The organism is Nitrospirillum amazonense, from assembly GCF_007828035.1.
Lineage (GTDB): Bacteria > Pseudomonadota > Alphaproteobacteria > Azospirillales > Azospirillaceae > Nitrospirillum > Nitrospirillum amazonense.
Genome location: NZ_VITV01000017.1, coordinates 1 through 25,261, shown reverse-complemented (window position 1 = coordinate 25,261; position 25,261 = coordinate 1). Strand labels below are relative to the sequence as shown.

General features: G+C 67.5%; 16 protein-coding genes. 3 read left to right on the top strand and 13 right to left on the bottom strand.

The genetic code is table 11. The annotated features are described in order from the left end of the window. Positions 1-38: 38 nt before the first annotated feature. Complete coding sequence (locus FBZ87_RS27235; RefSeq protein WP_145613725.1) at positions 39-2,444, bottom strand: TonB-dependent receptor; 2,406 nt, start codon at positions 2,442-2,444, stop codon at positions 39-41. Positions 2,445-2,545: 101 nt separating this feature from the next. Continuing rightward, entirely contained in the window at positions 2,546-4,558 is a 2,013-nt protein-coding gene (locus FBZ87_RS27230; protein ID WP_145613724.1) for a tetratricopeptide repeat-containing sulfotransferase family protein, read from the bottom strand. 235 nt (positions 4,559-4,793) lie between these two features. Between FBZ87_RS27230 and FBZ87_RS27225 the strand changes: the two genes are divergently transcribed. Then, a complete protein-coding gene (locus FBZ87_RS27225) occupies positions 4,794-6,284 on the top strand; it encodes an HAL/PAL/TAL family ammonia-lyase (protein WP_145613723.1) in 1,491 nt (496 codons plus the stop codon). Between the two features lie 15 nt (positions 6,285-6,299). Here the strand turns inward: FBZ87_RS27225 and FBZ87_RS27220 are convergent, their stop codons facing one another. The 6 genes from FBZ87_RS27220 to FBZ87_RS27195 form a co-directional block, all read right to left on the bottom strand. Continuing rightward, on the bottom strand, positions 6,300-7,214 hold the full coding sequence (locus FBZ87_RS27220; RefSeq protein ID WP_246134628.1) for an SDR family NAD(P)-dependent oxidoreductase: 915 nt from the start codon (positions 7,212-7,214) through the stop codon (positions 6,300-6,302). Positions 7,215-7,296: 82 nt separating this feature from the next. Next, the gene (locus FBZ87_RS27215; protein ID WP_211107241.1) at positions 7,297-7,974 is read right to left on the bottom strand and encodes a TetR/AcrR family transcriptional regulator; all 678 of its coding nucleotides are present in this window, start codon (positions 7,972-7,974) and stop codon (positions 7,297-7,299) included. A 71-nt stretch (positions 7,975-8,045) separates the two neighbouring features. Continuing rightward, positions 8,046-9,614 carry an AMP-binding protein gene (locus FBZ87_RS27210; protein ID WP_145613722.1) on the bottom strand — a complete coding sequence of 523 codons (1,569 nt, stop codon included), beginning with the start codon at positions 9,612-9,614 and terminating at the stop codon, positions 8,046-8,048. Between the two features lie 11 nt (positions 9,615-9,625). Beyond that, positions 9,626-11,275 carry a carboxylesterase/lipase family protein gene (locus tag FBZ87_RS27205; protein ID WP_246134627.1) on the bottom strand — a complete coding sequence of 550 codons (1,650 nt, stop codon included), beginning with the start codon at positions 11,273-11,275 and terminating at the stop codon, positions 9,626-9,628. Beyond that, positions 11,272-12,642 (bottom strand): spinster family MFS transporter, encoded by a 1,371-nt coding sequence (locus tag FBZ87_RS27200; RefSeq protein WP_186455016.1) that lies wholly within the window; start codon positions 12,640-12,642, stop codon positions 11,272-11,274. The genes FBZ87_RS27205 and FBZ87_RS27200 overlap by 4 nt, the downstream gene beginning before the upstream one ends. A gap of 4 nt (positions 12,643-12,646) precedes the next feature. Further along, a complete protein-coding gene (locus FBZ87_RS27195) occupies positions 12,647-14,908 on the bottom strand; it encodes a TonB-dependent receptor (RefSeq protein WP_145613721.1) in 2,262 nt (753 codons plus the stop codon). Between the two features lie 297 nt (positions 14,909-15,205). On the opposite strand from FBZ87_RS27195, the gene FBZ87_RS27190 reads away from it, so the two are divergent. Further along, positions 15,206-17,131, top strand: coding sequence for a M61 family metallopeptidase (locus FBZ87_RS27190; protein WP_211107237.1), 1,926 nt, complete (start codon positions 15,206-15,208; stop codon positions 17,129-17,131). A 36-nt stretch (positions 17,132-17,167) separates the two neighbouring features. On the opposite strand, the gene FBZ87_RS27185 is transcribed toward FBZ87_RS27190, so the two are convergent. Both FBZ87_RS27185 and FBZ87_RS27180 read right to left on the bottom strand, forming a co-directional pair. Continuing rightward, positions 17,168-17,929, bottom strand: a complete 762-nt coding sequence (locus FBZ87_RS27185; protein WP_145613720.1) for an SDR family oxidoreductase — start codon at positions 17,927-17,929, stop codon at positions 17,168-17,170. A 33-nt stretch (positions 17,930-17,962) separates the two neighbouring features. Further along, positions 17,963-19,162 carry an MFS transporter gene (locus FBZ87_RS27180; protein WP_145613719.1) on the bottom strand — a complete coding sequence of 400 codons (1,200 nt, stop codon included), beginning with the start codon at positions 19,160-19,162 and terminating at the stop codon, positions 17,963-17,965. Between the two features lie 81 nt (positions 19,163-19,243). Between FBZ87_RS27180 and FBZ87_RS27175 the strand changes: the two genes are divergently transcribed. After that, entirely contained in the window at positions 19,244-20,173 is a 930-nt protein-coding gene (locus FBZ87_RS27175) for a LysR substrate-binding domain-containing protein (RefSeq protein WP_145613718.1), read from the top strand. Here the strand turns inward: FBZ87_RS27175 and FBZ87_RS27170 are convergent. The 3 genes from FBZ87_RS27170 to FBZ87_RS29390 all read right to left on the bottom strand — a co-directional run. After that, positions 20,157-21,389 carry a glycoside hydrolase family 1 protein gene (locus FBZ87_RS27170; RefSeq protein ID WP_211107236.1) on the bottom strand — a complete coding sequence of 411 codons (1,233 nt, stop codon included), beginning with the start codon at positions 21,387-21,389 and terminating at the stop codon, positions 20,157-20,159. The two genes, FBZ87_RS27175 and FBZ87_RS27170, sit on opposite strands and share 17 nt — an antisense overlap. 538 nt (positions 21,390-21,927) lie before the next feature. After that, positions 21,928-23,769 carry a tetratricopeptide repeat protein gene (locus FBZ87_RS27165; RefSeq protein ID WP_145613716.1) on the bottom strand — a complete coding sequence of 614 codons (1,842 nt, stop codon included), beginning with the start codon at positions 23,767-23,769 and terminating at the stop codon, positions 21,928-21,930. After that, a partial coding sequence (locus FBZ87_RS29390) for a beta strand repeat-containing protein (RefSeq protein WP_281289019.1) occupies positions 23,753-25,261 on the bottom strand: 1,509 nt, incomplete at its 5' end. The genes FBZ87_RS29390 and FBZ87_RS27165, both read right to left, overlap by 17 nt.

Here is a 25,261-nt window from a genome sequence, read left to right as displayed (position 1 = left end):
GGCCTGCGGCCCTTCGGGGCCGCAGGCCGGACGGGACATCAGAACTTCTGACCGAACTTGACGCCGAACAGTCGCGGCTTCGTCGGATAGATGCGCGCGTACTGGCCGGAGATTTCGGGGGCGGAGAAGGTGTTCCGGGTCAGCCCCCCGCGTTCGTCGAACAGGTTCTGGACATAGAACTCGGCACTGGTGTTGCCGATCTTGCCGCCCATGGAGATGTCCACGGTGGTGAAGCCGGGACTGTCGCCGACCAGGTCATTCGCCGTGGTTCCCAGGAAGCTGCGCGTGCTGGTCTGGTGGTTCACACTTCCCTGGACGAAGCTGTCCACCTCCCCCAGCAGGAATTCATAGCGGGCCGTCGTGTTGAATTTGATCCGGGGCTGTACCGGCAACCGCGTGCCCTTCGGCGCCGCGATGATGCCGGAGGCGCAGTCCGGGTTGCTGTTGGCGCCGATGGCGCAGAAGTCGGTCGCCAAGCGGGCATCGTTGAAGGCGCCCGATGCCGACAGGGTCAGGCTGCGGGTGACGGCCCAGGTGATGTCCGTCTCGACGCCGTACACCCGGGCGTCGCCGGCATTGTAGATGTTGGTCACGCTGCCGGAGTTGAGCGCCACCAGGGCGTACTGCAGGTTGTTCCATTCCTCGTAATAGACGGCGCCGTTGAAGCGCAGCTTCTGATCGAACCAGGATGTCTTCCAGCCCAGCTCGTAATTGTCCAGGGTATCCGATCCATAGGGCTCGACCGCCGCCCGCCGGTTGTTGCCGCCAGGGCGATAGCCGGTGGAATATGTCGCATAGACCATGCGATCCGGATCGATCTGCCACGTTACGTTCAGCTTGTGGGTCTCGCCCGAGTCACTGAATTTCTTGTTGAGGTAGGAACAGCTGTTCAGCGACGGGAAGGGCGTCACGCAGCCGGCCTTCGCCGCGTCGCTGGCGAAGCCCGAGAAGCCGGTCAGCGTGTTGTCGGCGATGAATCCGCGCACACCGCCGGTCAGGGTGACGCTGGGCAGGATGTCGTAGGAGGCCTGGCTGAACACCGCGTAGTCGCGGTCGACGATGTGCACGTTGGTCAGGAAGATGTCGTCTTCATACACAGGCGATCCCTGTTGGGACGACCCGTAACCCGGCGCGTAATAGTTCGCCTGGAACTGGTTGGTCTGCTCTTGATAGAACAGGCCGGCAGTGACCCGCCAGCGGTTGGTTGAGGGCGAACTGAAGCGCAATTCGTGGCTTTGCTTGGTCAGATCCTGATGCCCATAATAATATTGGGTGGGATCGATCTGCTTCCCCATCGAATTGGTGAAATACCCATAGTTGGGGTAGGCATCGTAGGCGACGGTGTAATAGCTGTAGTCGGCGTGGGTGTCGATCGACCGCTGCATATAGCCGCCGGAATAGAGCACATCCCAATCCCAGACCTTGCCCTCGACCGTCAGGGCCGCCTGGTACCACTTGTCGATGTTGCGTTCCGGCGCATAGTCGTGAACCTGCAGGTCACCCGCCTTGGGGTCGTAGAGGAAGGAACCGTTGGACCGCTGGTGCTGGGCGATGACCTGGGGCGTGACCGTCCAGTCGTCGTCCAGGTCGATGCCCAGGGCGACGCGGCCGCCATAGGTGTCGACATCGTTGAAGTTCTTTTTGACGAACTTCGAGTTGTCCACGGTGATGGGGCTGTTGACCACCGTGCCGTCGTCCAGGGTATGGGGGCTCTGGTAGGTGCGCTGGTGGTAGGTGTTGTCGATGTAGCCGCCGTCATGCTCATCAAAGCCGACGATGCGCACCGCCGCCCTGTCGCTGAGGGGGATGTTCACGAAGCCTTCGATGGTGCCGCCCAGGCTGCCCTTGTCGAAGCGGGTGCCCTGGACGTCATAACCGGCCGAGAACTTGGACGTGTCGGGCTTGTTGGTGATGATGCGCAAGGTGCCGGACAGGGAACTGGCGCCGTAGAGCGTGCCTTGCGGCCCGGACAGCGCCTCGACCCGGGCGACGTCATAGATATGGACGTCCAACAGGGAGCCGATGGTGGTGACGGGGATTTCGTCCAGGTAGAAGCCGCTGGTGGGCAGCGCGCCGAACGGCAGGCCGTCGCCACCGGACGAGATGCCGCGGAAGAACAGCTGGCTCTGGCCGGGACCGAACGACTGGAAAGACACGCTGGGCAACTGCTTGGCGTAGTCGTCGAAGGACTGGACCTGGTGTTGTTCCAGCGTGGCCGTGCCCAAGGCCTGAAGGCTGATGGGCACGTTCTGTAGGTTCTCGCTGCGCTTCTGCGCCGTCACCACGATTTCCATCAGGCCTTCATTCGCCGCCGAGTCCGGGGTCGCCGGTGCGGCGGGCGTGGTGTCGGCGGCGATGGCGGACTGCATTCCCCATATCGGCGCCAGCGCCGTGGAGGCCAGAAGCAGGACCAGCCTGCCGGCCCGCTTGGTCTTAACTCGCATTATGATCGCCCTTTCCCATGAAGTTCCGCTTCTGTCCCTGTTCTTGTGGGTCTTCCGCCCTTAGGTATTTTTGTTGTTTTACTTTATATTGACTTACGCAACTACAACTCAACTTCCGGATAGGTGTGCAGCACAGTGCCCAGCGCCGTTTTCAGCGGCGCCAGCCAGGGCTCGAAACGCCGCCAGTGGTCCAGCCCCTCGGTGAAGATGGGCTGGCGCACCTGCTCGGAACTGGGGGTACGCACGGTGCGCCTGTTGTCCCAGAAGGCCAGGCAGCCGTCCTCGAACGGCAGGCCCAGATGGTCCAGCAGCGCGTGGACCTCGTTTTCGGTATCGGCCACCAGCCGTTCATAGATGACACGGTGCACGCAGCCGGGGGCCGCCCGGTCCACATGGGCCATGAGCGTGGCGTAATCCGCGTAGTAACGCCCCAGTTCCGTCAGGTCATAGGTGAAGGCCTGGCCGCGCGCGAAATGCTGCTTGTAGGCGGACCAGCCGACGCCCAGGGGATGCCGGCGGACATCGACGATCCGTGCCCTGGGCAGGATGGCGCGGATCAGCGCCACGTGCATCCAGTTGTTAGGCATCTTGTCGATGAAGAAAGGCTTGGCCTCGTGCCGGTGCACCCGCGTCCGCGCGATGTATTCGGCGCCCAACGCCTCCAAGGCTTCGGAGGGAAGATCATCCAGACATTCCGGATACCGCCCGGCAGCGGCCCCTTTGCCGGGGGACGCGAGCCGCGCGGCGATCGCCATCATGTCGGGCAGTTCACTGGTGCCCTCGACCATGCTGTGGCTGGCCAGGATCTGCTCCACCAGGGTGGAACCCGAACGGGGCAGGCCGACGATGAAGATGGGGTCGGGCGCCTGGCAGCCGCCACGCGCCCGGGCCAGGAATCCCCTGTCGACCATGGCGGCGATGCGGGCGCATTGGTCATGGGTCTCATCCGGGTCGTAGTTGAGCTGGGCCCGGCGCAGCCGGTTGCCCTCGGCATAGGCCCGGAAGGCGGCCGCGTCATCACCTCCGGCATCTTCAAGCGCCTTGCCCAGCGCGAAATGCAGGTGCAACCGGTTGTCGTCATCCACCGTGGCCCGCAGGCCGCGTTCCATGGCCGCCGTGTCGTCCGCGGAAAAGCGGAAGGTCTTGAGATTGGCCAGGCTCCACCACGCCTCGCCCAGCGTGGGCTGTTGCTCAAGGGCGGTGCGATAAGCGGCGATGGCGTCGTCCACCCGGCCGATCGCCTTCAGGACATGGCCGTAGCTCATCCAGCCCTTGGCCTGCTGAGGATGGCGGGCCAGGACGTGGGCGTACACGGCGGCGGCGGCGTCCTGGTCGCCGATGCGGACCAGCAGCGAGGCCTTGAGCATCAGCACCGACGGATTGTCCGGCTCGGCCGCCAGCAGATGCTCCACCTCGGCAAGGGCCTCGGCCGGCCGGTTGTGCCGTTGCAGCGTGCGGGCCAGCAACTCGCGGGCCGCGGTGAAGGCGGGCGCCAATTCCAGCGCGCGCCGCAGCAGGGTGATGGCATCATCGTACCGGCCCAGGCGCACGGCCAGCTCCGCCATCATGCGGATGGCCGCCACGTCGGTGGGATGGGCGCGCAACCGGTCCCGCAGTGCCCGCTCCGCCACGTTCAACCGGCCCTCGATCATGGCCATGGCGGCCTGGGCCAGGACGGGATCGCGGGTGGAGGCCTTCACGCCGGCCAGGTGGGCCCGCTCCGCCTCCTCATGCTCACCGGCGAGAGCCAGCGTGTCGGCCAGCGCCCGCCAGGCGGCGGCCAGGTCGGGGCTAAGCGCGCCGGCGCGGCGCATTTCAGTCAGGGCATCCGGAAGCTGGCCCAGGTCGCGCAGCGTCAGGCCCAGTTCCAGGGCCGTGGCGGCCGATCTCGGCTCCGCCGCGGCCAATTGACGGAGAACCTCCGCCGCCGCCTGGATGTCCCCCGCCAGCCTGAGGGCGCGGCCCTGGATCAGCCGCGCGCGCGGGTGGCCAGGCGCCGCATCGAGCACTTCCGCGACCTGCGCGATGGCCAGGGCCGGGGCGCGATCGACCAGCGCGGCCGCACGGTCCAGGGCCGTATCGATGGAAACTAGGGGCGGCGTAGCGCCGTTCATGCGGCCCTCGCCTGCGGACCGGGATGGGGGGGATATGCAAGGTCCGACATGGGATGCCAACTCCTGCTTCGTCTGGGATGGCCCATTTGTCCCAGCTGGGCCCGGTTCCGTTGCCGATGTCGCCTGTTCACACATATTGTCTATACATTCCCGCTTCGATTTAGTCTATACATAATTGCCAGATCGCGCTGTCCGCCGCATGAATCTTGCGACTTATGGACCCGAGGAGCAAACAATGACGCCATCCGTCCTGCTGAATGGTCCCCTGACCTGGCGCGACCTCAGCGCCGTCGCCCGGGGCCGCGAACTGGTGCTGTCCCCAGACGCCTGGGCCCGCATCGGGAACGCCCATGCCGTGGTCGAGGCCATTGTGGCGCAGGGCATCCGGGCTTATGGCGTGAACACGGGGGTGGGCGCGCTGGTGAGCACGGTGGTGGATCGCGCCAAACAGCGTGACCTGTCCCGCAACCTGGTCATGAGCCATGCCTGCGGCATGGGGCAGCCCCTGGAGACGGCCGCCGTGCGGGGCATCATCGCCGCCCAGATCAACAATTTCGCGCATGGCCGCTCCGGTGTGCGGCCCGACCTGGTGCAGGGCCTGCTGACGCTGCTGGCCCGGGGCTGCATACCGGAGGTGCCGTCACGCGGGTCGGTGGGCTATCTGACCCACATGGCCCATATCGGCCTGGTCCTCATCGGCGCCGGCTCGGCCTATATGGACGGACGCCGCCTGTCGGGGCGGGAGGCGCTGGACGCCATCGGCATGTCCCCCCTGGTGCTTGATTCCAAGGAAGGGCTGAGCCTGGTGAACGGCTCGCCCTGCGCCACCGGCCTGGGCGGATACGCGTTGTCGCGGATCGAGCGGCTGCTGGCCGCGGCGGACGCCGTGGCGGCGCTGACGCTGGAGGCGCTGGGCGCCCAGATGTCGGCGTATGAGGCCCAGGTGCTGCAGATACGGATGTCGAACGGCCTGCACCGCACCGGCGCCGCCCTCCGGAATTACCTGGCGGGCAGCCGCCGCCTGGAGCGCGCCGCGGGCACCCGCCTGCAGGACGCGCTCAGCCTGCGGGCCGTGCCGCATGTGCATGGTGCCGCCCGGGACGCCTTCGACGGCGCCTGCGCCGTCATTGACCGGGAACTGCAATCCGTCACGGACAACCCCATCGTCTCCGGCACGCCGGCGGCGCCGGTCGTCGAGTCCGAGGCGCACGCGGTGGCGCCCGCGCTGGCCATCGCCCTGGACTCGCTGGCCATCGCCATCGCGCACCTGGGGGCCATTTCCGAACGTCATACCGACCGGCTGGTCAATCCGCTGGTCAGCGGCCTTCCGCCTTTCCTGGCCAGCGATCCCGGCGCCACCACCGGCTTCATGATCGCGCAGTACACCGCGTCCGCGCTGGTGGCGGACAACCGCCGCCTGTGCGCGCCCGCCAGTCTCGACGGCGGCATCAACTCCGCGCTGCAGGAGGATTACCTGGCCCATCCCACGGCGGCGGCCACCAAACTGCTGGCCGTCATCGACAACACCGAATACATCCTGGGAATTGAACTGCTGGCGGCGACCGAGGCGCACGACCTGGCGGTTGATCCGGCGGACCGCGCGCCCGGTACCGCCGCCATCCACGACCATGTGCGCGCCTGCGTCGGCCGTTATCGCGATGATCGGCCGCTGGCCGATCACCTCAATATCGGCGCCGACATCATCCGAAACGGCCTGCCGGCGTGAATGGCGCATAAGCACCTAGCGCGGCACCGCCATCACCCGGTCGCCGCCCATGCCGGCGTTGGCCAGTTCCCGTTCCGCCTGGGTGAAACCATAGGCCGGCACGATCTCGTCGCTACGGTCGGAGATGCCGTCCCAATTGGCGACCACCTTCTCGCCCGCGCCGGCGCCCGCCCCGATGTAGCGGCCAGCCGTCAGGGTGATGCTGGCCGTGGCGAAATGGCCGGCCCCCGCGCAGAGGATCGCGCGGGTGGGCGCGTTCTCGCCCGTCAGCGCCAGAAGGCCGGGGCTGACCAGGCTGGGCGCCAGCAGATCCAGGCTGTTCTCCGACAGCACGCCGTGGGTCATCTGCGTCGCCGCCGTCGGGGCCAGGCAATTGACCCGGATGCCGTATTTCTCACCCTCGATGGCCAGGGTCTGCATCAGCCCCACCAGCGCCATCTTGGCCGCGCCGTAGTTGGCCTGGCCGAAATTGCCATACAGGCCGGATGACGACGTGGTCATGACGATGCGGCCATAGCGCTGCACCCGCATGATATCCCACACCGCCTTGGCGCAGATGAACGCCCCGGTCAGGTGCACGTCCACCACAAGGCGGAAATCATCCAGGTTCATCTTGGCGAAGCTCTTGTCGCGCAGGATGCCGGCATTGTTCACCAGGATGTCGATGCGGCCCCACGTATCCATGACCCGCGCCACCATGGCCGCCACCCCCGCCTCGTCCGTCACCGACGCGGCGACGGCGATGGCCTGCCCCCCCTGCGCGGCAATCTCCGCTGCCACCGTGTCGGCGGCGGCCTGTGCCAGGTCATTCACGACCACCCGCGCGCCCTGCCCCGCCAGGTATAGGGCATGGGCGCGCCCCAGGCCGCCACCGGCTCCGGTGATGATGGCAACCCGACCCTCCAGCGACATGCGTTCCCCCTTCGCCATTTCGTTCTCCAGTCTTGACATTTTACTTTGACTCTCCCGTGAGTGAATAAATGATGGGCGGTCTGCTTAAACGCGCCCAAACTCAGGGCTCCTGCCGCCGCTGCCTGCAGACCTCCAGGAAGCCGGCGGCCATGAACGAGGCCATGCGCGCCTTGACCGCCGCAAAATCGTCAGACTTGCACAGGCCCCCCGACAGCTTGTCGATGCGCCCCGTGCGCGCCAGCGTCAGCAACAGGGCGCCGGTGACGAAGTGATAGCCCCAGAAGATGTCCTCCTCCGGACTGTCCGGCAGCGCCTTCTTCAACAGACCGATCAGGCGCAGCACGACAGGGTCGAAGTGCTGGTCCATCAGCTCCGCCCCCCATTCCGGCGTGTTCGCCACCTGCGCCCCCAGGGCGGCGTAGTTCTTCCAGCCCTCCCCCCCCTTGATGTACAGGTCCAGGTCGGTGTCGAGGAAGGCGTGTAGCGCCCCCTCCACCGTGGGCTTGCCGCCGGTGGCCGCGTCGTATTCGTCCAGCGCCTTCATGCGTCGGGTGCTGGTGACCTCCGCGCGCCGGGCGAAGACCGCGTCGAACAACTTCTTCTTGTCTTCGAAGTAGTAGTTCAACAGCGTGTGATGGACGCCGACGCGCTTGGCCACATCCTTCAACGTGACGCCGTAGAGCCCATGCTTGGAGAAAAGATACTCGGCCTCATCGAGGATCTGCTCCATCATCTCGGCGCGCTGCTCGGCCTTGGTCGTGCGCCGACGCGGTTTCACCTGTTCACTCACCACGCAATCTTCCGTCCTGACGTGTGCCCGGGTGGCTCGCGCGCCACCCGTTCGTTCAATCAGCCTCCATATTGGGCACGCAGCCGGATTTTGTCGATCTTGCCGGTCGAGGCCTGGGGCATGCTGTCCAAGCGGATGACCGCGTCGGGTATCCACCAGGCCGCGACCCGGCCCCGCAGGGATGCCAGCAGCGCCTCGTCGCTGATATCATCGCAGGTCTCCACCAGCAGGATGGGGCGTTCGCCCCATTTCGGGTCCGGCCGGCCGATGACGGCGGCGAGTGACACCTGGGGCAGCGCGCCGACGATGGCCTCGATCTCCGCCGGGTTGATCCATTCGCCGCCGGACTTGATCAAATCCTTGGCCCGGCCGGTGATGATGAGGTTGCCATTGGCGTCGATGCGCGCCAGGTCGCCGGTGGGGAACCAGCCGTCGGCGTCGGTGGCGGGCGCGTCGTGACCGAAATAGCGGGCGATAACGGCGGAGCCGCGGACACGCAGATGCCCTTCAACCTCGCGCTGCTCCGGCAACGGCCGGCCGTCGGCATCGGTCAACAGCAGGTCCACGCCCACGGCGGGCCGGCCCGCCAGGGAGGCCGACCGCCCGGGGTCGTGCGCCGGCGTCACCGTGCCGGTGGGCGACATCTCCGTCATGCCCCAGCTGGTCTGCACGGCCACGCCCAGGCGCCGCTCGATCCGTTCCATGAGGGCGGGCGCGAGGGGGGAACCGCCCATGAGGATGCGCTTCAAGGTGGGCAACTCGCCGCCCACGGCCTCCAGATGTTCCACCAGGCCCAGCCAGACGGTGGGCACGCCCACGCCGACGGTCACGCCTTCCGCGGTGATCAGCCTGGCTAGGCTGGCGCCGTCGGCATGGCGGCCGGGCAGCACCAGCTTCGCCCCCACGGCCGGTGCTGCGAAAGGCAGGCCCCAAGCGTTGGCGTGGAACATGGGCACCACCGCCAGCACGCTGTCGCTGCCGGAAATGGCCATGACGTCGGTCTGCAACACCCGCAAGGTGTGCAGGAAGCTGGAACGGTGGGTGTACATCACCCCCTTCGGCGCACCGGTGGTGCCGGAGGTGAAGCAAAGGCCCGATGGCGCCGTCTCTGCGAACTCCCCCCAGGCGACGCCATGCCCCGCTTCGGCGATGAGGGGCTCCAGCACGGAAACCGGCGGCCCGTCGGACGGCCAGCCCGCCCCCTCGGCGTCCCCATCGATGACCAGGATGCGTTCCAGGCCTGGCACGCCCTGCTGGATCTGGCGCGCCAGGGACAGCAGATCGGCGCTGGCGACCAGCAGCCGCGCTCCGGACTGCGTCAGCATGGCGGCCAGCTGTTCCGCCGTCAGGCGGGGGTTCAGCGTGTGGCAAATGGCGCCCATGCCCATGATGGCGTACCACGCCTCGACATGGCGCTGTGTGTTCCAAGCCAGCGTGGCCACACAGTCACCGACCGTGATGCCGAACCCCGCGAGCACGGATGACACGGCCAGGCTGCGCGTCTTCAGGTCGGCATAACCGATCCGGTCGGCACTGCCGCCCTCCCGGGCGGTGACGACCTGGGCGCGGGGATGCCATTTGGCGGCATGGCGCAGGAACTGGTCCAGCGTCAGGGCGTAGTCTTGCATCGCTCCCCGCATCACGGGCAACCCGCGGTCTTGGCCGGAAGGGCCGGGGACATGATGCCGGTGTTCCAGTTCCACGGCAGGGTGCCGGCAGCATGGCGGCGGCAGACCGTCGCCTCGTGCAGCGCATACATGCCGGGCATCAGGTGGGTTTCCGGCTGCGGCGTGGCGGCGAAATGCATATAGGCCGCAGCGCCGTCATAAGGTTGCCACGCCGGCTGGCCGGCCGCGCTGGGCGTGCCGGTGCGGGCGAAGGAGGTCCAGTAATCCATCATCGCATCCGAAAAGCGGGCTTCGGCCGGGGTGTCCGCCACCTTGGGCCAGTACGGCGGCGTGCCGTGGGCGGTGCCGAAGACGTAAGGAATTTCCGAGGCATGGAAGCCGTGCAGGCCCTTGGCATCCGCCTCGGGATAACCGTGGTCGAACAGGTAGAGGAACGCCGGCTGGCCCAGCGCCGTCTGCTTGATCGCCAGGCGCTCCGACGTCCAGGCGTAGAGCGCGTCGCGGGTGTTGGCCAGGATGCTCTCGCCCATGTCGCGGGCGGGATATAGCGCCAGGTAGGCGTCGGCCAGGTCACCGTACTGGTGGCGGATAGTGGTTTCATAGGTCGCGGCGTCGGTCGGCGGTGGTGGCGCCAGGAACCGCAAAGACCGGATCTCTCCGCTGTTGAAGCCAACCAGGAGGGGTACGGGCGCCTGCCGCCCCTGGTCGAACACGTCGACCAGCTGGCCGGTCAGAACGTGGCCGTCGATGTTGCCCCAGGGGCCGTAGCCGGCCTTGACGGCCGCGACGGTCAAGGCTTCGGCGTCTATGCCGCGCAACGCCGCGACATCGGCGGCGCCGACCGCCACCGCCAGCCGCCTGCCGTTCTCCTCCGCCGACTGTTCGCCGTAGCGGGCCTCCTTCAGCGTCGGGGTGGATATCATGTAGGCGCTCTGCGCGATGGCCTTGGTGAACAGGCCGCGGGCCGGCGGCGAAGCCATCAGGTACATGACGCTGAGTGCCCCGGCGGATTCACCGGCGATGGTCACGTTGGCGGGGTCGCCACCAAAGGCGCCGATGTTGCGCTGAACCCAGCGCAGGGCCTCGATCTGGTCCAGCAGGCCGTAGTTGCCGGAAACGCCATCGGGAGATTCAGCGCTCAGATCCGGATGGGCCAGATAGCCCAGGACGCCCAGGCGATAGTTGATGGAAACGACGATCACGCCGTGCTCCGCCAGGCGGGCGCCGTCGTACAGCCCCTCGCTGCTGGCGCCGCCGACCAAGGCGCCCCCGTGGATCCACACCAGCACCGGCGCCTTTTTCGCCGCCTTCGGCGCCCAGACGTTCAGCGACAGGCAGTCCTCGCCCATTTTCGCCGGCGGGTCGGCATAGAGGCTGCCGGGGCGGGGCGGCGGCTGCACGCAGGCGGCGCCGAAATCATGGGCCGGTCGCACGCCCGTCCAGGACTGGACCGGCACCGGCGGCTTCCACCGCAGCAGCCCGACCGGGGGCTGGGCATAGGGTATGCCCTTGAACGCGGCCAAGTCGCCCATGACCTGGCCTTCGACCGAGCCTACCGGGGCGTTGACGACGGGCGCGCCCGGGGCGGCGCCGGCGGCACCGATGTGAGCAAGAAGCAGCACGGCGGCGCAGACGCCCATGCGCAGAAGCGGACGCATCATCGATCTCCAGTCCAGGCTCCAGTCCGGGGCCCTTCCTTCCGCAACACCCGCGCCAAGGCCAGGAACAGCAGGACGGCCAGGCCATAGAAGGGGACGAGCGTGTAGAAGGCGAGTTGCAGCGAATGGTGGGGGTGTGTGGCGCGGAACAGGTCGCTAACCGCGCCCAGATAGGTGGGGCCGAAGCCCAGACCGATCAGGTTCATGACCAGCAGCAACAAGGCGCCGGACAGCACGCGCTGGTCGGGCCGCACCTCCTCCTGCACCAGGGCGACGGCCGGCGACAGGTAGAAGTAGTTGAAGAATGTCGGGCCGGCCAGGAACAGCAGCGCCAGGGGCCAGGACGGCGCCCAGACGAAGCCGACAAAGAAGGGCACCGCCGCGCACAGGGCCACCGCCGGCACCAGCGCGTAGCTGTGCCTGGCCCGGGCGGCGAACCGGTCGATCAGCCGGCCGGAAACATACATGCCGGCGCTGACGCCGATGCCGATCAACAGGGCGTAGTAGATCGCCACCTCGCCCAGGGCCATGCCCTTCTCCCGCATCAGGAACAAGGTGGTGAAGTTCAGCAGGGCATAGGTGACGAACTGGGTGGCGCCGGTCGCCAGCGCCACCAGCAGCAGCGCCGGGCGGGTGAAGAACATCCGCACCGTTTCCCAGAACCCGGCCTTCGCCGACGGCGTGACCGGACCGGCCGGCACCGTCGCCACCGGGCCGGCGTCCAGCCCCCCTCGGCGTGGTTCGCGCACCAGCAGGTACACGGCCAGCGCCGTGACGACGCCGACGGCGCCCAGCAGTTGAAAGGCGCCGCGCCAGTTATAGGCGGCGGCGATGGCGGCCCCGAAGGCCACCCCCAGGGCCTGACCCAGTGGTGGACCGAAGTTGTACAAGCCCAGCGCCGTGCCGCGCCGGCCCGGGCCGAAATAGTCGGAGATGATGGCGTAGGAGGGCGGCACGCCACCCGCCTCCCCCACCCCGACGGTCATGCGCGCCAGTACCAGCTGCGGATAGGTCGAGGCCATACCGCAGGCCACCGTGGCCGCACTCCACAAGGCACAGGCGATGGACAGCACCCGCACCCGGTTGGTGCGGTCGGCCAGCCAAGCCACGGGGATGGAGATGAAGCAGTAAAAGAGCGCGAAGTAGAGCCCGCTGATCAGGCCCAACTGGCCGTCGGTGACCTTCAGGTCATCCTGGATGGGCTTGGCCAGGATGGACAGCAGCTGCCGATCCAGGAAATTCAGGACATAGACGAAGCAGAGCATGCCCAGCACGAACCAGGCGCGTGCCCCCGGCCGCGCGGACGGCGCGACCGGGGAGGTGGTGCCGGCGTCGGCCGCCGGCGGCGCAAGCGTCTCGGGTACCGCCATCACCTCAAATCCCATAGGTCAGCCGAATGCCGACGGTGCGCGGCCGCATGGTGCCGTAGCGGCTGGCCAGGAAGGCCTCGGGGTGGATGTAGGTGATGGAGGCGTCGTCGAAGAGGTTCTCGACATAAGCCGTGGCCGTCCATTTATCGCGCGCCACGCTGAAGCTCATGTTCACATTGTTGTAGCTGTCGGTGTAGCCGAAGGTGGGGTTGATGGTCTGCGGCTGTCCCGGCACCCGCGGGAACTCGCTGGGAAAGGACCCCACGTGCTGGAAGTTGATGGCGACGTTGCCCATCATGTCCGGCGTCACGTCGAAGGCGTATTGGGCGTAGGCGGATCCCTGGAAATGCGGTGACGACAGGCTGGCACCCAGCACGGCGCCGGAAATCGCCGCCTCAGCGGGGCTGAGCTTCGTCACCCGCGCGTCGTTGAACGAACCGTTCAGGCCGATGGTGAGGCCGGTCACGGGCACGGCGGCGATCTCGAACTCGATGCCCTTGCTTTGCGCTGCGCCGATGTTGGTGGCGAACTGCACCGAGTCCGACACGCGGTTGGCCTGGACCTGGATGTTGCTCCAGTCGATCAGGTAGAGCGCCAGGTTCGCCGACAGCCGGCCGTCGAACCACCGCCCCTTGGCGCCGATCTCATAGTTGGTCAGGTCGTCGGAATCTGCGCCGTTGGGAATGATCAGGTCGTTGGCGTTGACCGTGCTGGGCCGCCCGGCATAGGCGTTGACCACGGGGGCGCGGAAGCCGGTGGCGATGGTCGCGTAAGTCGTCAGTTCCGGGATGGGCTTGAACGACGCGCTGACCTTGTAGGACGGCTGGCTGCCCTCCGCCTTCGTGCCGGTGGCCGGCGGCGTCGAGGTGATGGTCAAGGGTCCCGACCTGCCCAGCAAGGCGTTCGTCAGGTAATTGGAGTTGTAGCCGCCCGTGGTGAATGCCTGGGCGTCCAGGCCGCCATAGCGCAGGCCGCCGGTCAGCCAAAAATTGTCCGTGACGTGGTAGGTCAGCTCACCAAAACCCGCCAGCTCATGCGAGTTCGTGTAGGTGTAAAGCCGCTGATAATACTGGTCCGGCACGCCGGTGATGTTGTGCGCCCTAAGGTAGGCGATGTCCGAGCGGTAGAGGTAGTTGATGTCCAGCCGGCGATCCAAATAGAAGGTGCCGATGGTCCAATCCCATTTGCCGCCGGGATCGGACGACAGCCGCGCCTCCTCCACGAAGGTGTTCTGGAAGGCGGACGCATCCAGGCCGAAGGGAATGGCGCCGGCGAAGGTGCCGGCCAGGTCCACGAAGAACTGCTGGTCGAATTCCGACCAGGTCGTCGAGCTGGTGAAGTGCGCGCCGTCGAACTGGTAGTCGATGGTGCCGTTGACGGTGCCCAGCTTGCCGGTGAACAGGTCCGGCTCGTTGGAGTTGCGCTTGTACTTGCCCAGCCGGGGATCGACCAGGGCGCTATCATGCGGGTTGCTGTCCTCATACGAGGCCAGCAGCTTGATCTGCAGGCGGTCCGACCCCTTGAGCAACAGGCTCATGCGGCCGCCGGTGTCGATCAGCGTGTTGGCGTTGTGCACGCCGGTGCCCAAATTGTCGACCCAACCTTCCTCATGACGGTAGAAGCCCACCATGCGCAGCGCCAGCTTGTCCTCCACCAGCGGCACGTTGACCATGGCGTCATAGCGCTGGCGCCAGGAGTCCGATCCGGTCAGGGCGACATCGGCCAGGGCGCTGCTGTCATATTGGGTCACGTCGGGGCTCTTGAGCAGGATGCGCAGGGCGCCCGACAGCGAGCCCGACCCGAACAGCGTCCCCTGCGGGCCGCGCAAGAACTCCACGCGTTCTACGTCGAACAGGTTGGGGTCCAGGACGGTGGTGTTGCCGGTGGTGGAGATGGGCAGCTCGTCGATGTAGACGGCGACGCTGCTTTGCAGATTGGCGCCATAGCCATTGGTGGCGATGCCGCGGGCCGTGAAATTGTTGAAGTTGGCGGTGGGCTTGTTCAGCACCACGCCCGGCGTCTCGCGCGCCAGCCCCTCATAACCGACGATGCCCTGCTTGGTCAGTTCCTCCTGCGAGAACGCGGTGACGCTCAGCGGCACGTCCTGCAGGCGCTCGGGCCGGCGGGTGGCCGTGACGACAATTTCCTGCAAGGCGTCGGAAGCGGACGCCTTGGGCGCCGTCGACGCGGTATCCTGCGCCAGGGCCGAAACCGTGGACGTGAGTAACGTGGCCGCGCACGCGGACACGAGCAGCTTGGCTCTCATGACGTGTTAAACCTCCCGTGCGTCGCCGATCGAACGTCGGCGTATGGGCGTCACCATGAGGCAGGCGTATCTGGATGTCAACATTCACTCTCACGTGTGTGAATATTATGCTGACAGCGGCAGGCTGGGCCTGGGAATGTGCATGGGGCTGGTGGAGATCACCGCGCGCAGGCTGAGGTGTTCAAACCCTGAGCCGCTATTCCTCGGCGCGCTTTGCGCTGTTGCGCTAGAGGTGGACGTGGCGCCTATAAAGCCCGCCTAACAGGCAAGGCCTGACATGCAAGGAAGGATCCCGCGTTGAAGACCTTAGGTTCCGCCGCCGTCGCCCTTCTTCTGATGGCGGGTTCCGCCTGGGCGCAACCCGGCGCCGGCCCCCAGCCGGTGACGCTGGCGCCATTCGTCCCGGCACCCCAGGACAGGCCTTTCGACGGCACCATCCGGTTGGACGTGGACGCGACGGATACCGTGCACAGGGTCTTCACCGTCCATGAAACCATCCCGGTGCAGCAGGCCGGCCGCATGGTCCTGCTGTACCCCGAATATGAAACGGGCAGCCACGCCGCCACCGCCTCCATCGCGGCGCTGGCGGGCCTGACGCTGCATGCGGGCGGCCAGCCCCTGGTCTGGCGTCGCGACCCGCTGAACCCCTATGCCTTCGAGGTGGAGGTGCCGGCCGGCGTCACCGCCGTCGAGGCCGATTTTCAGTTCCTGTCCCCCACCGGTCCGCGCCAGGGGCCAATGCGTATGACGCCCGGCATGGTCACCGTCGCCTGGCAGACCCTGTTGCTGTACCCGGCCGGCTGGTTCACCCGCGACATTCCGGTGGCGGCCAGCCTGCGTCTGCCCGCCGGCATGACCCCGGCCACCACCCTGGCGCCCACGTCCGGCGCCGGGGAAATGCTGAGCTTCGCGACCGAGACGCTGGAGGATCTGGTCGATTCCCCGGTTTATGCCGGTCGCCACGTCCGCGAGATTCCGCTGTCACAGGACAAGGCGGCACCGGTGACCCTGGCGCTGCTGGCGGAAAAGGCCGAGGACCTGGAGACCACGCCGGCGCAGATCGCGGGCCTGGCCCGCATGGTGTCGCAGACCCACCGCCTGCTGGGGCCGGCTCACTATCGCCGCTACGCGCTGATCGTGGCCCTTAACGACCAGCTGCCGGGCCCCGGCGGGTTCGAGCACATGGAGTCCAGCGAAAACGCCGTGCCGCCGGACTTCTTCCAGGCCGCCGACGGCTATGCCGTCTACCAGGATCTATTCGCGCACGAGTTCGTCCATTCCTGGAACGGCCGTTACCGCCAGCCGGCCGGCCTGTGGGCCCCGACCTACAACCAGCCGGTCGATGGCAGCCTGCTTTGGGTCTATGAGGGGCAGACGGAGTTCTGGGGCCGTGTGCTGGCGGCACGCGCCGGCCTGAGAACGGCGGCACAGACGCTGGATGCCCTGGCGATCGATGCCGCCGTTGCCCAATCCCGTGTCGGCCGGGCGTGGAAGTCGCTGCAGGACAGCGCCAACGACCCGTCCATCGCCATCGGCCGGCCCGTGGTGTGGCGCGATTGGCAGCGGCGGGAGGATTATTATGGCGAAGGCGTGCTGCTGTGGCTGGATGCCGACAGCCTGATCCGCGAGCGCACGGGCGGCAAGCGCAGCCTGGACGACGTGGCGCGCGCCCTGTTCGGCGGCCCGGCCGGGGACCGGGTGATCCGCACCTATGGCTTCGACGACGTCTGTGCCGCCCTCAACAGCGTGCTGCCCTTCGACTGGGCCGCCTTCCTGCGCCGGCGGCTGGACGCGCACGACGACGCCGGACTGCTAGATGGCCTGACGCGCGGCGGCTATCGCCTGGTCTTCACCGACACGCCCACCGACTATTTCCGGCAGACGGAGACGGACGGCGGCGGCACCGATCTCAGCTACTCCATCGGCTTGGTGGTGGACGCCAAGGGCCAGGCCCGCGCCGTAGCCTGGAACGGCCCGGCCTTCCGTGCCGGCCTGAACGTCGGCAGCCACCTCATCGCGGTCAACGGCCAACCCTTCCGCGCCGACCGGCTGATCGAGGCGGTACGGCAGGCGGCCACCCGTCCGGTGGAACTGCGCTTCGACAGCGGCGGGGCGGACCATACCGCCACTGTCGACTATCACGGGACCTTGCGCTACCCCCGCCTGGAACGCGTCACCAGCACGCCCGACCGCCTGACAGCGCTTTTACGGCCCCTGCCGTGACGGTGGCTGGCGCAGGGACCAAGTAAACCTCGCCGCTTATTTGCCGCCGGTCACATCGAGGAAGGTGCCGGTGATGAAGGACGCCTCGGCGCTGGCCAGCCAGAGGATCGCGCGGGCGACCTCCTCCGGCTGGCCGCCCCTTCCCATGGGTATGGTGTCCTTGACACGGTCAACCCGGCCCGGCTCACCACCGCTGGCGTGCATGTCGGTATAGATGTGTCCGGGGCGGATGCAGTTGACGCGGATCCCCTCCCGCGCCACCTCTTTCGCGAAACCGGTGGTGAACGTTTCGACGGCGCCCTTGGACGCGGCGTAGTCGACATATTCGTTGGGGCTGCCAAGCCGGGCCGACGCCGAGGAGATGTTGATCACGGCGCCGCCCCGCCCGTTGTGGCGATAGGCCATGCGCTTCACCGCCTGTTGCGCGCACAGGATGGGGCCGATCGCGTTGACCAGGAAGATGCGCCGCATCCGCTCGAACGCCAGATCCTCCAGGCGGGATTGCCGCGCCAGCATGGCCGCGTTGTTGACCAGGACATCGATCCGCCCGAACGCGTGGTCGATCGCGGCGAACAGCTCGGCAACCTGCGCCGGATCGGCACTATCGGCGCGCACGGGCAGAGCCCGGCGCCCGGCCGCCACCACATCCGCCGCGACCGCCTGGGCGGCGGCCTCGTCGGACAGGAAGCTGATCGCCACATCATAGCCTTGCGTGGCCGCGAGCCGGGCCGTCGCCGCGCCAATGCCGCGACTTCCCCCCGTTATCAGCATAAGCGGCGCGCCAGAGACGGTGTTCATTGGATCAACCTTTCTATTTCACGCGGCCCTGCTTCACGCGGCGGCACCGCGCAGATGGGGCCGCAACGCCAGAACAAGCGGGACAATCAGGGCGGCGGTCGCGGCGGCGGCCAGCACGCCGACAGTCTGGCTGCTGTGGTCGGCGATCGCGCCGTAAAGGATGGGCGCGACACCGCCGGAGCCGATCACGCTGGTGTAAAAGACGGCGAAGGCGCGGCCCGTATCAGCACCCGAAAGCTCAGGCACGGTGCCGTAAAGCACTGAAGAGGTGCCGTTGAGCACGACGCCGAGCAGCGGAAGCAAGATCAGCGTCTGCGTCAGGGGTGTGACCAGCGTCGCCAGGATCAGCACGGCGGTCGCGGCCTCGGTCACGATGACGGTTCCGACCACACCCAGCCGTTCCCCCAGCCAGCCGCATGTCGCCTTTCCGAACGCGCCGCCGATGAACAGCAAGCCAAGGGCCAACCCCACGGTGGGCGATCCCCCGTGCTGTCCGTGAATGAGGAAGGGCAGAAACAGCAAATAGCCCATGCGGGTCGCCGTATCGAGCGCGCCTATCGCCGTGAGAACCCCGAAGCCGCCGCGACCACGACGGCCGGAAGGGCCGCCTGGCGCAGCCTTCCCCACGGCGACCGCCCCCCGCGCCAGTGCCGTCAGCGCGATCGCGACGGCGACGCCGAGCACCACCATCAGGCCCAGCACCGCCCGCCAGGCGAGGACGGGCAGCAGGACCGCGACGAGCGCGGGCAACAAGGCCTTCCCGAGATCGCCCGAAAAATTGTAGATGCCGAGCGGTCGGCGCGACGCCCTGCCGTAACTGTCGGCGACGAGCATCGAGCCGCGCGGATGCTGGATGCTGGACCCGGCGCCGGCCACGATGAGGCCGACACAGAGGCCGGCAAAGCCGAACGGCAACGCCACGACCAGCAGCCCCGTCGATGCGATGAGGGTCGACAGGATCAGCGCCGACCGCGCGGGGAGCCCGCGCAGGATCCGGTTGGCCGGCAATTGCAGCCCGCCCATCGTTCCCGAATAAAGCGCGCGGATGAGGGCCAGCGCCGCGTAGGAAAGGCCGAACTGCGCCTGCCATACCGGCAGGAACGCATAGAGCCCATCGGTATAGCCGTCGTGGAGCGCATGGGCGAGGCACGCGGCCAACAGGCTGCGCAATTTCGTCGTGGCTGGGGGGCTGGGGTCGCCCACCGTCGCGGAAAGGTTGGTCGAGGATGCCATGGCGCGATGGTAGATAGGCGATAAATTTTCAACTAGCCTGTCATTGGTCACGATATGCGTCAGCTTTAGTCACGGGATTCAATGCGCCGCCTGCCCCCCCTCAACGCGCTGCGCGTCTTCGAGGTCGCCGCCCGCACGGGCAGTTACGCCGAGGCGGCGGCGGAGCTTGGCGTAACCCATGGGGCGGTCAGCCGGCATATCGCCGCCCTGGAAAGCTGGCTGGGCCAGAGGCTGTTCACCAAGGAAGGCCGCCGCATGGTGGCGACGCCCATGGCGGGCCTATTCGCGGCGGAGGTCGGCCTTTCCCTCGACCGCCTGGCTGTCGCCGCGGCGGCCTGCGGGCGGCCGGGTGCGCGCCGTATCCTGCGTGTCAGCGCGCCAACCAGCTTCGCGATGCGATGGCTGATCCCGCGCCTCGGCCGCTATCATGCAGATCATCCGCATGTCGAGGTCGTGGTCACCACCGTCTCAACGGTGCTTGAGGCGTTGCGCGGAGGTGTGGACGTGGCGATCCGGCGGAGCACCGCCCGGGAGCATACGTGGCCGCAGCACCGCGTCGTTCCGGTGCTGGATGACGTCGACACGCTGATCATGAGCCCGGCGCTGTTCGCCCGCCGGCCCATCCTGCGCCCCGCCGACGTCGAGGGGCACACCCTGCTGGCGACCGAGACACGCGGCGGCGACTGGGCCGACTGGCTGGAGGCGGCGGATCTGCATCACCTCGCCGGGCTTCCGCGCCAGGTGTTCGATCACTTCTTCGTGACGCGCCAGGCGGTGGAAGACGGCCTGGGCATCGGGATCGGCCCACTGCCCATGCTGGAAATCGATATCGCCGGCGGACATCTGATGACACCGCTGCCGCAGATCCAAGTTCCGCGCCGGGGCTATGTCGCTGTCATTCCGCGCCAGGCCGACGCCGGCAACCTGCTGACCGGTTTCGTCGACTGGCTCGCCGAAGAGAGGGGCCGCCCCCCGCCGAGCCCTGGGCTCACCCTCAGCTTCGGCGGATGATGTCCGCCAGGTGCCGGGAACTGGGCTTGGGTGTTCGTGCGAAGGTGTCGCGGTTGACGGCCACCAGGCCGAAATGCTGGCCGTACCCTTGCGTCCATTCGAAATTGTCCAGCAGCGACCAGTAGATGTAGCTGCGCACGTCGATGCCCCCGCGCAGGCAGGCCTCGACCTCCGCGACGCTGGCGTCCAGCCAGGCGACCCGGCGTGCGTCGTCATCCGTGGCGATGCCGCTTTCGGTGACGAATATGGGCTTGCCGGTCTTGCGCGCGGCCAACCGGATCACCTGTCCCAGGGCCTGCGGGTAATATTCGTATCCCGCCGCCGTCATCTCAGCCCCCGGCGGCGCGGCGGTTAGGCCCTGGGCATCGACCCGCAGGCGCGTGTACGCCTGCACGCCCACGAAATCACTGGCATTCACCGCATCCCACCAGCCCCCGTAGAGCGTCGCCTCGACGATGGGGGCGAGGCTGCCGTCGCCCACCGCCTCCACCGCCTGCGTGGTCAGCGTGACGCCCACGGGGAAATCACCGGGTCCAGCCTTGATGGCCTGGTAAGCCTTGGCATGAGCCTCGAGCAGATGGGCATCGATGCGGTCGGGGTCGGCGAACAGGATGGAGGAGAACCGTGGGGACTGGGTGGCACGGGCCGCGGCGGCGATCATCGCGGTGCGCGCGGCCCGGTATTCGGGCGTGGACGCCCCCCGCAGGACCTTCACCAGCAGGTGGATGTTGGCCTCGTTGAAGGGCGAGGCCATGCCGATTTGGGCGCCCAGCGCGCGCGTGGCCCGTTCGCAGAAGCGGGCGAACAGGTCGGGGCTGTCCGGTGTCTCCCATCCTCCGCGGCTCGCGAACCACAGCGGCACGGTGAAGTGGTTGTACGTCACGATGGGCAACAGCCCGTGCGCCCGGCAGGCGGCCAGCACCCGCGTGTAGTGGTCCAGCTCGACCTGGGAAAACTGGCCCGGCTCCGGCTCTATCCGGGCCCATTCGATGCCGAAGCGATAGCAGTTAAGCCCGATGGCCCGAGCGATGGCGAAATCCTGTTCGTATCGACGATAGCTGTCGCAGGCGCCACCCGACGGCTCCTTGTAGACCGTCTCCGGCAGGTGCTCCAGAAGCCAGCTGTCGGAATTGATGTCGTTGCCTTCGCTCTGATGGGCCGAGATTGCCGCCCCCCACAGGAAGCCCTTTGGCATGGCCGGGCGGGCGGCCCGCACGGGGAGCGCTCTCCAGGCGGTTGCCGCCGCCAGCCCCGCCAACATTGACCGGCGTGTGGTCGCCATTCCGTCCCCCCTTAAATCCTTTCTGTTTCCTGTCCCGCTACCCCGCCCCGTGGTCGGCGCCATCTGGGCGCTGCCGTGGCACTTGGCCCGCGTGGTCGATGAGGCGACCCAGGGTCAGGGCGCGTATCGGCGCAGGTGAAGGCCGCCGGTTGTCGCGAATGGAGGAACCTTCTCAGATCCTTTATGGAAGAACAATACTAACTAACAAGTGAGTTAGTATTTATCGTTGCGGCTTCCACCCCACAGCCGACGGGAGGTTTGCCAACCATCACCAAGCCGGTGCCCGGGGCGCTTGATAACACCTTTATGTCAAGTAACATTGTCATCGTCTGGGCAGTTCAGCCTGACCGGGTAGGCGAGACCTGTCCGAAGGGGCCCTGCGACCTTGATACGAGAGCCGGCGCCAGCCCCGCAGCGCCATAGCGCCTGGCTATCGCATTCCCGTTGAGGCGGATCAGAATAGGAAAATCCGCTACGACTTGGCCGTGGCGGTGGCGGACGCCTTGCGGCTTGGTTTGGCCGGCCTCGGCCCAGGGCTCGCCTGCGGCAGCGGGGCGTCGGAGGCTGGTGCCGCGACGGTCATCCCGTATTGCGCATGCTCCTCCTTCAAGGAGGCGATGGCGCTCAACCAGTCGCCCAGGGCGAGTTGGCGGTGCACGCGGTGGTTGGGATACCAGGGCGACGTCGTGTCGCCGATGCCCCAGCGCCAATCGACGGAGTGCGCGAGCAGCAGCGAGACCGGTTTGCCCATGGAACCGGCAAGATGCGCCACCCCGGTGTCCACCGCCACCACATGGTCCAGGTTGGCGATGACGGCAGCCGTGTCGATGAAGTCCTGAAGCTTGGGGCTCAGGTCATGCAACCGGCCCTTGAAGGCCAGGGCCTCTCCCGCCCGCGGCCCGACCTGCAACGAGAACCAGTCGGCATCGGGAATGGCGTCGAGAACGGCCCCCAGATGGGCCAGCGGCAAAGAGCGGCGGGCGTCCTCGGAATGCTGGGGACGCCCGGCCCAAACGACGCCGACGCGGCGCCGGCCGCTGGGCGGCGGCAGCAAGGTCCGGCCGCGGGCCACCTGATCCTCCGGCAGGGTCAGCCAGCCGGGCAACAGAGGCAGGTCCGCGACGCGGAGTGACAACATGTGCGGCAGGCTCAACAGCGGCACGTGATAATCAAACGATTCCTGGACGCTGAACATGTGCGGGTTGTCGGGCCGGGGAACCACACGGATGCCGTCCTTGGCCAGGGCAGCACTCAGGACCCCGGTCAGCGGGGAAGACACCTCCAACACCAACTCAGCGAGGCCATGGCGATCCCTCAGGATATGGGCCAGCGGGGTGAACTGCAGGATGTCGCCGAAGCCCTGTTCCCCCCAAACGTAGATGCGCTTGCCCGCCAGGTTCTCACCCCGCCATTGCGGTGCCGCCAGGATGCGACGGGGCTCGGGAAACTGGTCCCATACCCAGCGCCACTCATAATCCGCCCAGCCCGTGGCGAAGTCGCCGCGCGCCAGGCACGCCAAGGAGTGGTTCCAGCGGGCCAGCGCGTTGCCGGGCGCCAGCTTCAGCGCCACATCCAGCGCCATCACCGTGGCGTCGATGAAGCCGGCGGTGCGCAGGGCCTTGTCCAGGGTCTGAAGGACTTCCTCCAGCCGTTCCAGCCGGCCGTCGGGCATCCCCTCCGGCAGGGTGGCCAGCGCCGCCGTCAGTTCCGGCAGACGGTCGCCGATTTCGTCGATCAGTTGCCTGCCCAGCTCCCGCGCCTCGGGCAGCACCCGGCCAAAGAGGATGACGCCCACGATCAGCGGCACGACCGCCTCGCGCGATTGCCCCATCCAGGCCAATCCCGTGCCCATGTTGACCCAGGCGGAATAGTTCAAGGGCGACAACGCCAGGATGCGACGATAGAGGGGCATCGCATCCGCGTGCTGCCCACGGGTCTGCAGCATGACCGCCAGGTTCAGCATGGCGGAAGCGGCGCGCGGCAGGTCCCCCATGCGCTCGAACACGGTGCCCAGCGAGCAGTAGTAGAGGGGCTCGCCCGGCTCGATCTTCAAGGCGTGTTCGAACAGGCCGGCGGCCCGCAAATTGTCTCCCTCATACGCGGCCATGACGCCCAGCTGGTGCAAACTGGGCGCCGTCACCTCCGGGCGCTCGGTCAGCTGCAGGAAGACCTGGCGCGCCTCGGCCGTCCTTCCGGCAGACTGCAGTTGCAACCCCTGGGCAAAGGCGGGAACCCGCCGACCCAATTCCATCAGCATGTCGCCGCTGCGCTCGACCACCGGGATGGAAAAGTCGCCGCTATTGTTTCCGCTCATCCTGCTTCGTGCCTTGAATGGGGGCTGATGTCATTTGTAGCTGATTATAGACGCCGCCTTCGCTACCGGCGGAAGAAACCGCATATGTCTGCGCGGAGGATACTTGACCGCCACCGCTCTCGCCGCTGCGTGTGCCTTGCGAGGCGGTGCTCCCCGAAGGTGCGCCACTGTCGCTGGACGACGTCCCGCCGGATGCGCCGGATGAGGTTCCGCCGGACGTGCCCGAGGAAGCGGACGCGCCCGACGCCGTAGTATCGCCGCCTGCCGGCGATGTCGAAGCCGCGGCGCCAGTCGTGGCGGAGGTGGCTGTTGTTCTGGTCGAGCCGGTACCGCTGACGGTGGATGGCGCGCTGACGCTCGCCACGCCCCCACCGAGACTGGCGGTGACGGCGGGGGCGGCCAGGCTTGCGGTCGGCAGCAAAGCCGCCACGACTTGGCGCTGCAAGGTGCTTGTGGTCAGCGCCGCAGACGCGCCAACGCTCAGCAACCCGGTCTGGTATAGAATTGTGTAATTGCCAAGGCCCGTGCCGATGGCGCCCGAGGCGGTAATGCCATAGCTGCCCGGCGCCGCCGCGGCCAAGGCACCGGGGCTGCTCAACGTCACCCCGGTGACGCTGTCGCCGTTCGTCAACCCCGTCACACCGTAACCCGCCAGGATCAGATCAAGACCGGCCGTTTTGCTTTCATCGCCGGCCGTGATGGTTAGCGCCGCCGGATTCACCGTCAGCGTCCCGGCGGCGTAGCTCACCGAGTAGTTGCTGAGCCCCGTGCCGGTGGCGCCGCTGGCCGTGATGGTGTAGCTGCCCACCGAGGCGGCGGTGCCGCTGCCCGTGCTGGCCAGGGTCACGGCGCTGATGCTGTCGCCGTTCACCAGCCCGGAACTGCTGTACCCCGTCAGGCTGGCGCTGGTGCCGTAGGTCTTGGTCGCCCCGCTGGCCGTGATCGTCAGCGCCGCCGGGTTCACGGTCAGCGTGCCGTCGGCGTAGCTCACCGAGTAGTTGCTCAGACCCGTGCCCGTGGCGCCGCTGGCGGTGATGGTGTAGCTGCCCACCGACGCGGCGGTGCCAGAACCGCTGGATGCCAGGGTCACCGCGCTGATGCTGTCGCCATTCACCAGGCCGCTGCTGCTGTACCCCGTCAGGCTGGCGCTGGTGCCGTAGGTCTTGGTCGCCCCGCTGGCCGTGATCGTCAACGCCGCCGGGTTCACCGTCAGCGTGCCGTCGGCGTAGCTCACCGAGTAGTTGCTCAGCCCCGTGCCCGTGGCGCCGCTGGCCGTGATGCTGTAGCTGCCCACCGAGGCCGCGGTGCCGCTGCCGCCGGACGCCAGCGTCACCGCGCTGATGCTGTCACCATTCACCAGCCCGCTGCTGCTGTACCCCGTCAGGCTGGCACTGGTGCCGTAGGTCTTGCTCGCCCCGCTGGCCGTGATCGTCAGTGCGGCAGGGTTCACCGTCAGCGTACCGTCGGCGTAGCTCACCGAGTAATTGCTGAG